This is a genomic window from Pseudomonas sp. JUb52 (assembly GCF_004341115.1).
Classification (GTDB): domain Bacteria; phylum Pseudomonadota; class Gammaproteobacteria; order Pseudomonadales; family Pseudomonadaceae; genus Chryseomonas; species Chryseomonas oryzihabitans.
Window position 1 is genome coordinate 241,146 of the sequence record NZ_SLYS01000006.1, and the last position, 14,337, is coordinate 255,482.

Consider the following 14,337-nt stretch of genomic DNA (forward strand, 5'->3'; position numbering starts at 1 on the left):
GCTGTTATTGTTGGACTGGCTCTAGCGGTTCGAGCCTAGTCCTCGCGAAGCGCGGCGTCTGTGGGGATGGCGTTTTTGGCGATGCCGAGGTCGCCCTTGTGGGTCGGCCTCGCGAACCCGGTCACGCCGCCGCTGCGGGCGGCGCGACCGGCCGGGATCAGGCGGGTGCCAGGGCGGCGGCGCGGCGCTCGCGGCTGAGCAGGTAGCAGCCGATGCCCACGCCCAGCAGCGCCAGGCCCATGACGTACCAGGCCGGGCCCAGCGGATGCTGCTTGAGCATCAGGGTAACGACCATGGGGGTCAGGCCGCCGAAGATGGCGTAGGCGATGTTGTAGGAGAAGGACAGCCCCGAGAAGCGCACCTTGGGCGGGAAGGCCAGCACCATCACCCGCGGCACGCCGCCGATGACGCCGACCGCCGCGCCGGCCAGGGCATAGAGCGGGAACAGCCATTCCGGATGGATCTTGAGACCGGCATAGAGCGCCCAGCTGGCCACTGCCAAGATCAGACCACCAACGATGAACACCGGGCCACTGCCGAAGCGATCGGACAGGGCGCCGGAAACGATGCAGCCCAGGGTCAGGAAGACGATGGCCAGGCTGTTGGCCTTGAGCGCCAGGGCGGCGGAGAAGCCGTACTGGGTCTGCAGCAGGGTCGGGGTCATGAGAATGACCACCACGATGCCGGCGGTGAGCATCCAGGTCAGCAGCATGGACAGGATCACGCTGCTGCGATGGTCACGCAGCACCGCCTTGAGCGGCACTTCCTCGGCCAGCGACTTGTGAATCGCCAGTTCGGCGAACACCGGCGTCTCGTGCAGCCAGCGGCGCAGGTAGACCGAGAACAGCCCGAAGACGCCGCCGATCAGGAAGGGAAAGCGCCAGGCGTAATCGGCCACTTCCACCGGGGTGAAGACGGTGTTGATCAGGGTCGCCATCAGCGAGCCGAGCAGGATGCCGAAGGTGAGGCCGGCGGTCAGGGTGCCGCAGGCATAGCCGACGTGCTTGCCGGGAACGTGCTCGGAGACGAACACCCAGGCCCCGGGCACCTCGCCGCCGATGGCCGCGCCCTGGATGATGCGCAGCACCAGCAGCAGGATGGGGGCGGCCACGCCGATCTGGGCGTAGGTGGGCATCAGGCCCATGCCCAGGGTCGGCAGGGCCATCATGAAGATGCTCAGGGTGAACATCTTCTTGCGCCCGAGCAGGTCGCCGAAGTGAGCCATGATGATGCCGCCCAGCGGACGCGCCAGGTAGCCCGCGGCGAAGATGCCGAAGGTCTGCATCTGCCGCAGCCAGTCGGGCATGTCGGCGGGAAAGAACAGCTTCCCCACCACCGCGGCGAAGAAGACGAAGATGACGAAGTCGTAGAACTCCAGCGCGCCACCCAGGGCGGACAGCGAGAGGGTCTTGTAGTCGTTGCGGCCCAGAGGGCGCGACGTGAGCGGCGCGGAGGCGGATTGCAGTTTCATCGAGGATCCCGGACAAGAGAGGAGCGCAAAGGAAATTCGGCCTCTGGCATCCCTCCGGGTGTAGCGGACAAGACGCGGCCCCGAGTGACCGTCCGCCTGAAGCGGCTGGCAGGGATCGGGCGGGTCGCCGGATGGGCGCCGGACCTGCACCGCGCCGCCCGCGCTCTTGTGGAGCACGGCAGCAGCAGGTCTACCGATCATTACCTGATCATCGGACGTGCAGGGCCCTCTGGATTGCCTGGCCGTGCACGGTCTCCACGATAGCAAATCTGCAAGGAATTTCCGCTATTCATTCAGTGCCCATTCAGGGCTCATCTGCCGAGCTATGGCTGGTCCATCCTGGTGCAAAAGCGGTCGAGCCGCCCTGCCCCAGGCGTTATACTGTAGCCCCCTAACGATCTCCCCAGAGAGATTGGCAGCATTCTTGCGTACAGATGCTGAACGTTACCTACCTATCCGGGCTCCCGAGGGCCCTGTCATGATCGAAGAGCTCGAACAAGAAGATCCCATCCCCCAGGGCGACCTGGCCATGCAGATCACCGCGCTGCCCCGCGAGACCAATGGCTTCGGCGATATCTACGGCGGCTGGCTGGTGGCCCAGATGGACCTGGCCGGCAGTGCCATGGCCAGCCGCCTGGCCGCCGGTCGCGTGGCCACCGTGGCCATCGACCGCATGGCCTTCATGACGCCGGTGCCCGTGGGCGCCCAGCTCTCCTTCTATACCAACACCCTGGAGGTGGGCCGCAGCTCCATCCAGATCCTCATCGAGGTCTGGAGCGATGATCCGCTGTCCAGCGAGTGGAGCAAGGTGACCGAGGCGGTGTTCGTCTTCGTTGCCATCGATGGCAGCGGCCGCACCCGCCCCCTGCCCGCGCGGCGCTAGCACCCTCCGGCCTTGCCGCTAGGGCTCCTGGGCCAGCGGCGCCTCCCGCACCTGGATCGGCCGTCCGTGGCGGATGGCTTCGACCTGCTCCAGCGCCTGCCGGACCTCGGCGGCGGTGGCCAGCAGCCGATAGTCGAGGGTGAAGTCGCGCGTGCCGCCGGGTTCGATGCGTGGCACCAGCCCCAGAGCCCGCTGCTGGCTGCGGTTGTAGGAAAAGCTGGTGCCCGGCTCCAGGCCGGTGACATAGCCTTGGGCCTTGGCATCGGTGTTCTTCCACAGGGTGAAGACCGGCAATTCCCGCACGTTGAAGGCCAGCGCCACGCCCTGGTGGGCACTGCAATCGTGCAGTACAGCGAGGCTATGCCCCTGATCGTCGCCCCAGGGATAGAGGTTGTAGACCGTCTCGCCATAGCCCGGCGTGGGCGCACGATAGGTCTGCCACTCTCCCAGCTCCTGGCGCGCCCGCGCATCGAAGGGTGACACCTCCCGCACCGGCGCGGCGAAACGGGCGCCTTCATCGAGCAGCGGCGGACCGAAATTGCTGTGATAGAGCACCTGGTATTCGGCGGTGTGCGCCCCCTGGTTGGTCAGGCGGTCGTGCAGGGTGAAGCTGGTGGCGCCGGCATGGGTGACCAGTTCGGTGTCGATGCGAAAGTTGGCCTGCTTGAAGGCCTCTTCGTGCAGCACACCCTTGAGGCTGATGCGGTGCGGCGGCTGTTCGTCGATGGTCAGCACCACCTGGCTGGCCGGCAGGTAGCTGGCCCGTCCGTGCAGGGTCAGCAGTTGCCCCCTGTCCATTCCGGGGTGGCCGACCCACTCGAAGCCGGCGCGCGCCACCAGTTCGTTGAAACCTTCCAGCCAGCCTAGGCCATTGCGGCTCTCCAGGTTGACGAAAGCCGGATTGACCACCTCGCGCACCGGGGAATCCCAGCCCAGTCGCAGAGTGCCGGCCTGGGCGCGCAGTACATTCATGCCACGGGTCGCCACCACGGTGAGCTGCATAGCGCCAGTGTCGATCTCGATCAGCACCGAGCCTTCCTGGCGCCCTCCGCTCAGGCGGTGCACCCCGACGGCAAAGGCCAGGCCATCGCGCAGGCCCAGGCGATCGCTGCTAATGCTCCAGTTCTGCACCGGCTTGTCGGGGGCGATGAGGGTGTATTCCCAGGCCGAGGCGCTGGCACTGACAAGTAACAGGAGACAGCCGGACAGCAGACGAGCATGGATCATGGAGTCCCCTTGGCGGCGCGATCGCCTTGAGTCTAGACCAGCCTTCGCCCGGCTGCAGGCCTCGTTCCAGACCCGGAAAACGGCCGAGACCGGCGATTCCCGTATAGGTTTGTTCAAGGAAAACAAAGGAATGGGTAAAGACAACCTTTACCATTCAAACGACCGTTCGGTACTTGCCAGGGCAGCGATTTTTGCCGAGGATCGGCTCGTCTCTACCACGGAGTGGACTCCATGAAACCTTCAGCCCTGTTCTTGTTGCTTGCCCTGGCGGGCGTTGCCCCGGCTTATGCGGGCAATACCGAAGCCGGACTCGGCGGCGCCGTGGGCGGCGTACTCGGTACCCTGGTCGGCCAGCAGGTCGGCGGCAGCACCGGTGCGGCCATCGGTGCCGGCGTGGGTGGTGCAGCGGGTGGTGTACTGGGCGCTGACCGTCGCAATCGTACCGAGGCCGCCATCGGCGGTGGCCTGGGCGCGGCGGGCGGCAACGTGATCGGCAATAGAATCGGCGGCAGCACGGGCGGCCTGGTGGGTGCAGCCCTTGGTGGTGGTGCCGGCGGCGCCCTGGGCAACAACCTGGGCGACGACGGCCGCGACGACCGTCGCTACCGCGACCACCATCCCGGCAAGGGCTAGAAGCACGCCAAGCACAGACACAAGCATTGGCACCGTTAATGAAAACGCCCGGCATCGCCGGGCGTTTTTCTTTCCTTCTGACGTTTACTGACCGAGATCGCGCAAGCGCTTGCCCTGCATTAGGTTGCGCTCGATGCGCTCCAGGGTGACGCCCTTGGTTTCCGGCACCAGCAGGAACACCAGGAAGATAAACACCACGTTCAGCCCGGCATAGATCCAGAAGGTGGTGCCCTGCCCCAAGGTGCCCAGCATGGTCAGGAAGGTGGCACCGACGATCATGTTGGCGATCCAGTTGGTGAAGGTGGAGCAGCCAATGCCGAAGTCACGACCTTTGAGCGGCTGGACTTCCGAGCACAGGGTCCAGATCAGCGGACCGGCCGACATGGCGAAGCCGACGATGAAGATCAGCAGCATGACCACGGTAAAGGTCTGCTGGCCGTGGCTCAGGTTGCCCATGCCAAGCATGGTACCGACCACGCCCAGGCCCACGGCCATGACCACGAAGCCGGTATAGAGGATGGGTTTGCGGCCCCACTTGTCGACCAGGAAAATGGCGATGAAGGTGGCCAGCACGTTGGTCAGACCGACCGCGGCGGTAAACCACATCTGGGCGGCGGTATCGTAGCCCATGCCTTCGAAGATGCGCGGCGCGTAGTACATCACCACGTTCATGCCGGTGAATTGCTGCACCACCTGCAGCAGCACGCCCAGGCCCACCGAGCGGCGGAAGTTGGCGTTCTCCTTGAACAGCGACCAGCCCTTCTGCGGCACCTTGAGCTGCTCTTCGATCTCGGCGACTTCCTGCTGGATGACCTTTTCGTCACCGCGCAGTTTGTGCAGGACCTTGATGGCCTCCTGCTTGCGCCCGGCCATGATCAGCCAGCGCGGGCTGTCCGGCAGGGCGAAGACGCCGATCAGGAACAGCACCCCGGGGATGGCGATGATGCCCAGCATCCAGCGCCAGGCCTCGTAGTAGCTGAAGGCGGTATTAGAGAGGAAAGCCAGCAGGATACCGGCGGTGATCATCAGCTGGTACAGGGAGATCATCGAGCCACGTATGTTTTCCGGCGCGACCTCGGCCAGGTACAGCGGCGCGGTGAAGGAGGCGATGCCGATGGCCAGACCCAGCAGGAAGCGGGCGAAGATCAGCATGGTCGGCGAGGTGGCCAGACCGCACAGCACCGAGCCGACCACGAACAGGATGGCACCCAGCATCAGCGACTTCTTGCGCCCCAGCTTGGCCGACAGCGAGCCCGCGCCCAGGGCACCCAGGGCAGCGCCGGCCATCATGCTGGAAACGATCCATTCGATCACCTGATCGGAGATCTGGAATTCCTGCTGGATGAATTTGGTGGCGCCGGAAATGACGCCGATGTCGAGGCCGAACATCAGACCGGCCAGGGCGGCCATCAGGCAGGCGAAGATCGCCTTCGGCTGGGCCTTTTCGGTGACATGACCGTCGGCGTTGGTAGTGGTATTGCTCATGGCAGAGGCTCCTCGCTCGCCTTGTGGGCGATCTTGTTGTCGCGGGTCGTTCCGTATCCGATTGTTACAGACCCGGTGAACGACCCTTTCGTTCGGCTGACGGAATATCCCTACCAGAGCCGCGCTGGCTGGGCGTTCACATAGGTGGCATAGAGCGACCCGCCGCCGGTGATGAACAGGCGATTGCGCTTGAGTCCGCCGAATTCGACATTGGATACGGTTTCCGGCAGATGCAGAGTGGCCAGCGGCTGGCCGCTCGGATTGAAGACCCGCACGCTGTTCTGCTCGGCGGAACCGGCCCAGCTGCACCAGAGGTTACCGTCGCTGTCGACGCGGAAGCCGTCGATCACGCCCTGGTCCTTGGCGTCGATCAGCACCTCGCCACCGCCCAGGGTACCGTCGTCCTTCACCGTGAACGCCCTGACGTGATTGGGCTTACCAGGATTGCCGCCGCCGGCGGTGTCGCTGATGTAGAGCCGCTTGCCGTCGGGCGCGAAGGCCAGGCCGTTGGGTCGGCCGAAGTCGCCCACCGCCACCGTGGCCTTGCCCTGGGGATCGATGCGATAGACGTTGGTGGGCAGCTCAAATTCGGCCTTGTGGCCCTCGTAGGCACCGAGGATGCCGTAGCCCGGATCGGTGAACCAGATGGCGCCATCGGCCCCAACCACCACGTCGTTGGGGGCGTTCAGCGGCTTACCGTCGAAGCGGTCGAGCAGCACCGTGACGCTGCCATTCAACTCGCGGCGGGTGACGCGGCGGCTGTCGTGCTCGCAACTGATCAGCCGACCCTCGCGATCACGGGTGTGGCCGTTGGCGTTGTGGGACTGGTTGTCATAGACGCTGACGTGGCCGTCGTCGGCGCTCCAGCGCATCACCCGGGCATTGGGGATGTCACTGAACAGCAAGCAGCGCCAGTCGGCCATCCACACCGGGCCTTCAGTCCAGAGACCGCCGGACCAGAGGCGCTCGACGAAGGCATTACCCAGGCGTCCCTTGAAGGCTTGGTCGTGGATCTCCCAGGCCGGATCGGGCATGACGATGGGCGGCTTGCCCTCCCAGTTGCGGGTGAGACCGAACTTGTCGTCGGCCAGGGCGCGGCTGGCGACCAGACCGGCCGAGGCGGCCAGGGACACGCCAAGAAAAGTACGGCGGGCGAGTGGCATGAGGAGACTCCTTTGTTGTCGTTATGGGTCCGGCAAGGCCGGTGGCAGAGCGCCGCAGACGGGCGCTCCTTTAGTCGCCCTTATTCGGGCAGACGTTCCACCTTGCCCACCACCAGGCCGTAGCAGAGGGCGCCGACAAGCGCGGTCACGCCGATGAAGGCGATGGCCGGAGCGAAGCTGCCGTCCTTGACCAGGAAGCCGATGACGATGGGCACGCAGATGGCGGAGAGGTTGCCGATGAAGTTGAACATCCCGCCGGTGAGGCCGATCAGCCGCTCCGGCGCCATGGCCGAGACCATCGACCAGGTGATGGAGGCCAGGCCGTTGCCAAAGAAGGCCAGTGCCAGGCAGGCGATGATCAGCGCGGGCGAGTCGACGAAGTTGGCGCCGACGATACTGGTGGAGATCAGGAGGCCGCCGATGATCGGCAGCTTGCGTGCCAGGCCCACGGAGGCACCGCGACGGATTAGCCAGTCCGACAGCAGGCCCGAGCAGATCACGCCTAGAAAGGCGGCGAGGAACGGCAGCGAGGCGAGGAAACCGGCCTTGATGAAGTCCATGCCACGGTATTTCACCAGGTAGGTGGGGAACCAGGTCAGGAAGAACCAGAGGGTGGAATTGAGGCAGAACTGGCCGATGTAAATGCCCCAGAGCTTGCGCTTGTTGAGCACGCTCCAGAGATCACGCCACTGGAAGGCGGCGCGACTGCGGTTCTTCTGTTCCAGGTCGACCAGACCACCGCCCTCCTGGATCAGCGCGACCTCGGCGGCATTGGCACCGCGGAAGTCCTTGGGTTCGCGATAGACTAGGTACCAGATGGCCGCCCAGAGGATGCCGACGCCACCGGTGACGACAAAGACCATGTGCCAGCCAAAGGTCTGCTGCAGGTAGATCAGCACCGGGGTGAGAAAGGCCAGGCCGACGAACTGGCCGGAGGTGTAGAAGCCGATGGCGGTGGCCCGCTCGCGCTCGGGAAACCAGGTGGTGACCACCCGGTTGTTGATCGGATAGGCCGGCGCCTCCAGGGCACCCACGGCGAGGCGCAGGATGATCAGACCGATGAAGCTGCCGACGAAGCCCAGGCCGATGGTGGCCAGCGACCAGAGCGCGATGGCCACCGGATAGAGGATGCGCGGGGCCACCTTGTCCACCAGCCAGCCACCGGGGATCTGCATGGCGGCGTAGGTCCAGCCGAAGGCGGAGAGGATCAGCCCCATGTGCACCGGCTCGATGCCCAGGTCCTGGGCCAGGTGGGGCGCGGCGATGGAGAGGTTGCTGCGGTCGAGGTAGTTGATCACTACGGTGACGAACAGCAGCATCATGATGAAGAAGCGGGCCCGACTGGGCTTGGCCAGGGTCGGCGCGGCCGTGGCCGCCGCCGGGGAGGCGTGGGTGGGAGTGGGCATGGCTCGGGTCCTGTAATTGACGTTGTGGCGAGCGTTGTCGATGTCTGAGGGTCAGGGCGCCGCGGCGGCCCTCACCCTAACCCTCTCCCAAAGGGAGAGGGGATGGTCGGTGCGGAGGTCGAGATCGGCGCTCCTGTTCTTGCCCCCTCTCCCCCTCGGGAGAGGGTTGGGGTGTGGGGTCAGCAGTGTGCCTGTCCAGTAACGGTGCTCCTGCTTTCCCTCACCCTGGCCCTCTCCTAGAGGGAGAGGGGATGGTCAGTGCGGTAGTCGAGCCCCGCGCTCTGCTCTTGCCCCCTCTCCCCTCGGGAGAGGGTTGGGGTGAGGGCGTCTCTCACCACTCGGCGAAACTGCCGTCCTTGTGCCGCCACACCGGGTTGCGCCAGCGGTGGCCGATGGCGGCGCGTTCCTTGACGAATTCCTCGTTGACCTCGACGCCCAGCCCCGGTCCCTGGGGGATCTTCACGTGGCCGTCGCCGTAGTCGAACACCTCGGGATTCTTGATGTAGTCGAGCAGGTCGTTGCCCTGGTTGTAGTGGATGCCCAGGCTCTGCTCCTGGATGAAGGCGTTGTAGCAGTTGGCGTCCAGCTGCAGATTGACCGCCAGGGCGATGGGGCCGAGCGGGCAATGCAGGGCGATGGCGACGTCGTAGGCCTCGGCCATGTTGGCGATCTTGCGCGTCTCGGTGATGCCGCCGGCATGGGACGGATCGGGCTGCAGGATGTCGACGTAGCCTTCCTGGAGGATGCGCTTGAAATCCCAGCGCGAGTACAGCCGCTCGCCCAGGGCGATGGGCGTGTTGCTCATCAGGGCGATCTCCTTGAGCGCCTCGTGGTGCTCGCTGAGCACCGGCTCCTCGATGAACATCAGGCGGAACTGCTCCAGCTCCTTGACCAGCACCTTGGCCATGGGCTTGTGCACCCGGCCATGGAAGTCCACGCCGATGCCGAAGTGCGGACCGCAGGCGTCGCGGATGGCGGCGACGTTGGCGATCACCTGGTCGACCTTGTCGTAGGTGTCGACGAACTGCATCTCTTCGCTGGCGTTCATCTTGATCGCGGTGAAGCCCTTGGCCTGGCGCTCCAGGGCCTGGGCCGCGGTCTCCGCCGGGCGATCGCCGCCAATCCAGGAATAGACGCGGATGCTGTCGCGCACCTGGCCGCCGAGCAGTTCGTGGACCGGCACGCCCAGGGCCTTGCCCTTGATATCCCACAGCGCCTGGTCGATGCCGGCCAGGGCGCTCATGTGAATGCCGCCGCCACGATAGAAGCCGCCGCGGTAGAGCACCGTCCAGTGGTCTTCGATGTTGCGCGGGTCCTTGCCGATCAGGTAGTCGGCCAGTTCCTCGACCGCCGCCGCCACGCTGTGGGCGCGGCCTTCCAGCACGGGTTCGCCCCAACCGTGGATGCCCTCGTCGGTCTCAATCTTGAGAAAGCACCAGCGCGGCGGGACAACATAGGTGGTGAGTTTGGTGATCTTCATGGTGTGGGAATCTCGACGGTAATTATTGGAATCGAGGGATCAGGCGCCCTTGGTAGCCTGCCATCCGGCCGCGAAGGCCTGGGCGTTGGCACTCACCTGGGCGGCGTTCAGGCCCGGCTTGTACAACGCCGAGCCGAGGCCGAAGCCGTTGGCACCGGCGGCCACGTAGGGGCCCATGTTGTCCGGGGTTATGCCGCCCACCGGCAGCAGCGCCAGCTCCTTGGGAAAGACCGCGCGCCAGGCCTTGACCACAGCCGGGCCAAGTTGCTCGGCGGGAAACAGCTTGAGGCTGTCGGCACCGGCGTCGAGGGCGGCAAAGCCCTCCGAGGGAGTGGCCACGCCCGGGGCGCTGACCAGGCCGGCGGCCTTGCTGGCGCGGATCACCGCCAGGTTGGCGTTGGGCGAGACGATCAGTCGGCCACCGGCGGCGTCCACCTCGGCTACCTGGGCTTCGGTAAGCACGGTGCCGGCGCCGATCAGGCAGCTATCATCCAGCTCGGCGGTCAGCCGGCGGATGCTCTCGAAGGGCTGCGGCGAATTGAGCGGGATCTCGATGACACGAAAGCCAGCGTCATACAGGGCGCGCCCGACCGCGACGATCTCGTCCGGGGTAACGCCGCGCAGGATGGCGATCAGCGGCAGGTCCTTGAGGTAGGTATCAAGCATGGGAGCCTCCAGAGGTGGGGAGCAGGCCAGCGGCCTGGGCCAGGCGCCAGAGCCCGGCCCGGGTGGCCTGCTCCAGTAGGCGGACCTGGTGGATGTCGAACAGCGCCAGGGCGTCGCGATAGCGCTGGCAGAGCGCCGCGTCGCCGATCAGCACCAGGGGTGGGCAGGGGGCGCCCTTGAGGGCGGCGACCTGGCTGCGCAGCTCTTCGCCGATCAGCAGGCCGGAGAGATAGTCGAGGCTGTGCGCCGCGCCCAGCTCGCCGGCCAGTACCCGGCTGCGGGCGGTGAAGAGGCGGCCGAAGAGGCCCTCGGCGCCGGCGTCGCGGGCGGTGGTGAGACCCAGGCGGAAGGCCTCGGCGCTGGCTGCGGGACCGGCCTCGCTGGCCGGACGACCCAGGATGGAATGCTCGCGCAAGACGGCGAACAACTCGCCAGTCATGTAGGTGGCGAAGTCTGTGAGACGACCGTCGCGTACCCGGACCCACTTGCTGTGGGTACCGGGCAGCACCAGCAGGGCCTCCGCGGCCAGGTCCGGCTCCAGTTCGAGGGCGCCGAACACCTGGGTTTCCTCGCCACGCAGGACGTTTGGCAAGTCGCCGCGCTGCATCACTCCGGGCACCAGATGGAGATCGCCGCAGCCCGTATCCAGGCGCAGCAGGCCGGCGGCCAGGCTGTGGACGTCGGCCGGACAATCGGCATAGGGCACCTCGCGCCAGCCACCGCGGCTGCCAACCATGCCGCAGGCGATGGCGGGCAGATCCGGCTGGGCCTCGCGCCAGTCGCCGACCAGGGTGCGATAGGCCGCGGCGAAATCGCCGTCGGGCACATGCATGATGCCCCAGGGCCGGCTGCGGGTTTCCAGTACGGCGCCCTGGGCGTCGAACAGCTGGGCCCGCAGGGACGAGGTGCCCCAGTCGAGGCCGATGAGGTGCGGGGTGGCGGTCATGCAGGGCTCCAGCCGAGTTCGCGGGAAATGGCCCGGGCGCAGGCAGTGACCTCGGGCTGCAACTCGTGCAGCCGCGCCTCGGGCATGTAGGGAATGGCACTGGCCACGCTGAGGGCCGCGACGATGGTGCCGTCGGCGCCGCGGATGGGCGCGGCCACGCAGCGGATGCCCAGTTCGTTCTCTTCCAGATCCAGGGCATAGCCGTCGGCGGCGTGGCGACGCAGCCGCGCACGGTAGTCCGCCCAGGGCAGGAAATCCTCGCGCAGCCCGGGCTGGCCGGTACGCCGCGCCACGCCTTCGCCATAGAGGGCTTCCCACTCGCTCTCGGCGAGATCCAGCATCAGCGCCTTGCCGACCCCGGTTAGCGCCAGCGGCATGCGCAGCCCGACTCGGGATCTCATCTCCAGGCCACGGCTGCCCGGCAGCTTGTCGAGATAGAGGACATCGCCGCCCTCGCGCACGCCGAGGTGGACGGTGTCGCCACAGTGCTGGGCCAGGTGTTGCAGATGGGGCCGGGCCACACCGGTCAGCGGCAGCTGCTCGCGGGCCTGATAGCCAAGGGCAATGAGATGGCTGCCGAGGATCAGCCGCCCGCCATCGCTGCGCAGGTAACCCGCCTGGGTCAGGGCAGCGACCAGGCGATGGGTGGTACTGCGGGTGCAGCCGATGGCGGCGCCCACCTGGGCCAGGCTGTCTGCCCCGGCGGAAACGGCTTCGAGCACGGCCAGACCGCGAAACAGTGCCTGGGCCCCGCTGGGCGCTTCGCCCTTATTGGAATTGTTGTCGTTCATGGCCTTCACTCTAGAAGCCTCCTTGGCAAATCTCAATATGTGATACGTCATCCCATATATTGGGATATAAGTTAGATATGACAGCCTTGTCACATAGCTGCAATATTGGCGCTATCTAATGCACGGCACATTGCAAGGACTCGAGAGGCAGAGCGCTCCATGACGGGTAAATCCATCCTGATCGTCGACGATGAGGCCCCCATTCGCGAGATGATCGCCGTGGCCCTGGAAATGGCGGGCTATGAATGCCTGGAGGCGGACAACAGCAAGGACGCCCATGCCCTGATCGTCGATCGCAAGCCCGACCTCATCCTGCTCGACTGGATGCTGCCCGGCACCTCCGGCCTGGAACTGGCTCGCCGACTCAAGCGCGACGAGCTGACCGACGCCATTCCCATCATCATGCTCACGGCCAAGGGCGACGAGGACAACAAGGTCCAGGGCCTGGAAACCGGCGCCGACGACTACATCACCAAGCCCTTCTCGCCCCGCGAGCTGGTGGCGCGCCTGAAAGCCGTGCTGCGCCGCACCGGGCACCTAGAGAACGACGGTCCGCTGGAGGTCAACGGCCTGATCCTGGATCCGATCAGCCACCGGGTGACCATCGACGGCGCTCCCGCTGAGATGGGCCCCACCGAATACCGCCTGCTGCAGTTCTTCATGACCCACCAGGAGCGGGCCTATACCCGCGGCCAGTTGCTGGATCAGGTCTGGGGCGGCAACGTCTATGTCGAGGAGCGCACCGTGGACGTGCACATCCGCCGCCTGCGCAAGGCCCTCGGCGAGACCTACGAGAACCTGGTACAGACGGTGCGCGGCACCGGGTATCGCTTTTCCACCAAACTCTGACGCGGGATCACCGCCGCCGTGAACATCAACTGGCGCTCCCGTCTGACCACTCAGCTGTCGACCGTGGTCGCCGGCTGCGCCCTGGCCGGTTGGCCCTTTGGCCATGTCGGTCTGGCGGTGGCCCTGGGGCTGGCGGTCTATCTGGCGGTCACCCTCAGGCACCTGCTGCGCCTGCATGCCTGGCTGTTGAGCGAGGCACCGGGCGCGCCGCCGGAAGCCGAGGGCCTATGGGGTGATGTGCTGGACCGGCTCTACCGCCGCCAGCGCCACGAACAGCGCCAGCGCGAGGAATTACTCGCCGTCATCGGCCGTGCCCAGGCCTCTACCGAGGCCTTGCGCGATGCCATCATCCTGGTGGATCGCTATGGCAATCTGGAATGGTGGAACCGCGCCGCGGAGACCTTGCTGGGCCTGCGACAGCCCCAAGATCTCGGCCAACCCATCACCAACCTGGTGCGTCATCCGCGCTTTTCCGACTATTTTCTTGGCGGCGACTACGGCGAGCCGCTGGAACTGGCCTCGCCGCTGAACGACGACCAGTACCTGCACATTCTGGTCACCCGCTTCGGCGAGGGCGATCGCCTGCTGCTGGTGCGCGACGTGACCCGCATCCACCAGCTGGAACAGATGCGCAAGGATTTCGTCGCCAACGTCTCCCACGAATTGCGCACCCCGCTAACGGTGATCGCCGGCTACCTGGAGACCCTGTTGGACAATGCCGATCACGCCACCCCGCGCTGGCGGCGGGCACTGGGGCAGATGCAGCAGCAGGCCGGACGGATGCAGCACACCATCGACGACCTCCTGTTGCTGGCCCGCCTGGAAGCTACCGACTATCCCGCCGACAATCGTCCGGTGGGCCTGGAGCCGTTGCTCGCCTCCATCTTGCAGGACGGTCGCGCCCTGTCCGGCGCCGTCGGCCATCGCCTGAGTCTGGAATGCGAACCGGGGCTGGCGCTGCTGGGCAGCGAGACGGAGTTGCGCAGCTGCTTTTCCAATCTGGTGTTCAACGCGGTCAAGTACAGCCCCGAGGGCGGCGAGGTGCGGGTGCGCGCCTGGCAGGACGCCGAAGGCGCCCATGTCGCGGTGCAGGACAATGGTCCCGGCATCGACGCCCGCCACTTGCCGCGCCTGACCGAACGCTTCTATCGCATCGATGCCAGCCGCGCCTCCAGCACCGGCGGCACCGGCCTGGGCCTGGCCATCGTCAAGCACGTGTTGATCCGTCATCGCGGCGGCTTGGACATCCACAGCGTGCCCGGCGAGGGCAGCTGCTTCACCTGCCATTTCCAGCCCGAACAGATCGCCCAGCGCGCCGCCGCCTCGGCCTAAGCCGC

At 66.2% G+C, this 14,337-nt stretch carries 13 protein-coding genes; 4 read left to right on the top strand and 9 right to left on the bottom strand.

Annotated features, from left to right (window positions below):
• Nucleotides 1-157: 157 nt before the first annotated feature.
• Nucleotides 158-1,465 (bottom strand): MFS transporter, encoded by a 1,308-nt coding sequence (locus EC839_RS12755; RefSeq protein ID WP_367401665.1) that lies wholly within the window; start codon nucleotides 1,463-1,465, stop codon nucleotides 158-160.
• A gap of 487 nt (nucleotides 1,466-1,952) precedes the next feature.
• Between EC839_RS12755 and EC839_RS12760 the strand changes: the two genes are divergently transcribed.
• Entirely contained in the window at nucleotides 1,953-2,354 is a 402-nt protein-coding gene (locus tag EC839_RS12760; protein WP_026083995.1) for an acyl-CoA thioesterase, read from the top strand.
• A gap of 18 nt (nucleotides 2,355-2,372) precedes the next feature.
• Here the strand turns inward: EC839_RS12760 and EC839_RS12765 are convergent, their stop codons facing one another.
• The gene (locus EC839_RS12765; RefSeq protein ID WP_218568245.1) at nucleotides 2,373-3,581 is read right to left on the bottom strand and encodes an aldose 1-epimerase family protein; all 1,209 of its coding nucleotides are present in this window, start codon (nucleotides 3,579-3,581) and stop codon (nucleotides 2,373-2,375) included.
• Between the two features lie 231 nt (nucleotides 3,582-3,812).
• Between EC839_RS12765 and EC839_RS12770 the strand changes: the two genes are divergently transcribed.
• Nucleotides 3,813-4,214, top strand: coding sequence for a hypothetical protein (locus tag EC839_RS12770; protein ID WP_132832591.1), 402 nt, complete (start codon nucleotides 3,813-3,815; stop codon nucleotides 4,212-4,214).
• Between the two features lie 84 nt (nucleotides 4,215-4,298).
• Here the strand turns inward: EC839_RS12770 and EC839_RS12775 are convergent, their stop codons facing one another.
• The 7 genes from EC839_RS12775 to EC839_RS12805 all read right to left on the bottom strand — a co-directional run bounded on the left by EC839_RS12775 (nucleotide 4,299) and on the right by EC839_RS12805 (nucleotide 12,151).
• A complete protein-coding gene (locus EC839_RS12775) occupies nucleotides 4,299-5,699 on the bottom strand; it encodes a sugar porter family MFS transporter (protein WP_058791744.1) in 1,401 nt (466 codons plus the stop codon).
• A gap of 110 nt (nucleotides 5,700-5,809) precedes the next feature.
• Nucleotides 5,810-6,862: an SMP-30/gluconolactonase/LRE family protein gene (locus tag EC839_RS12780; protein WP_132832592.1), complete on the bottom strand. Its 1,053-nt coding sequence runs from the start codon at nucleotides 6,860-6,862 to the stop codon at nucleotides 5,810-5,812.
• Nucleotides 6,863-6,942: 80 nt separating this feature from the next.
• Entirely contained in the window at nucleotides 6,943-8,268 is a 1,326-nt protein-coding gene (locus tag EC839_RS12785) for an MFS transporter (RefSeq protein ID WP_132832593.1), read from the bottom strand.
• 331 nt (nucleotides 8,269-8,599) lie between these two features.
• Entirely contained in the window at nucleotides 8,600-9,748 is a 1,149-nt protein-coding gene (dgoD, locus tag EC839_RS12790) for a galactonate dehydratase (RefSeq protein ID WP_007159921.1), read from the bottom strand.
• A 39-nt stretch (nucleotides 9,749-9,787) separates the two neighbouring features.
• A complete protein-coding gene (locus EC839_RS12795) occupies nucleotides 9,788-10,414 on the bottom strand; it encodes a 2-dehydro-3-deoxy-6-phosphogalactonate aldolase (RefSeq protein ID WP_132832594.1) in 627 nt (208 codons plus the stop codon).
• A complete protein-coding gene (locus tag EC839_RS12800; RefSeq protein WP_132832595.1) occupies nucleotides 10,407-11,360 on the bottom strand; it encodes a 2-dehydro-3-deoxygalactonokinase in 954 nt (317 codons plus the stop codon). Before EC839_RS12800 ends, EC839_RS12795 begins: the two co-directional genes overlap by 8 nt.
• Complete coding sequence (locus tag EC839_RS12805) at nucleotides 11,357-12,151, bottom strand: IclR family transcriptional regulator (protein ID WP_132832596.1); 795 nt, start codon at nucleotides 12,149-12,151, stop codon at nucleotides 11,357-11,359. Before EC839_RS12805 ends, EC839_RS12800 begins: the two co-directional genes overlap by 4 nt.
• 159 nt (nucleotides 12,152-12,310) lie before the next feature.
• Between EC839_RS12805 and phoB the strand changes: the two genes are divergently transcribed.
• On the top strand, nucleotides 12,311-13,000 hold the full coding sequence (gene phoB, locus EC839_RS12810) for a phosphate regulon transcriptional regulator PhoB (protein WP_007159925.1): 690 nt from the start codon (nucleotides 12,311-12,313) through the stop codon (nucleotides 12,998-13,000).
• Between the two features lie 18 nt (nucleotides 13,001-13,018).
• Nucleotides 13,019-14,332, top strand: a complete 1,314-nt coding sequence (gene phoR / locus EC839_RS12815) for a phosphate regulon sensor histidine kinase PhoR (RefSeq protein WP_132832597.1) — start codon at nucleotides 13,019-13,021, stop codon at nucleotides 14,330-14,332.
• Nucleotides 14,333-14,337: the final 5 nt, after the last annotated feature.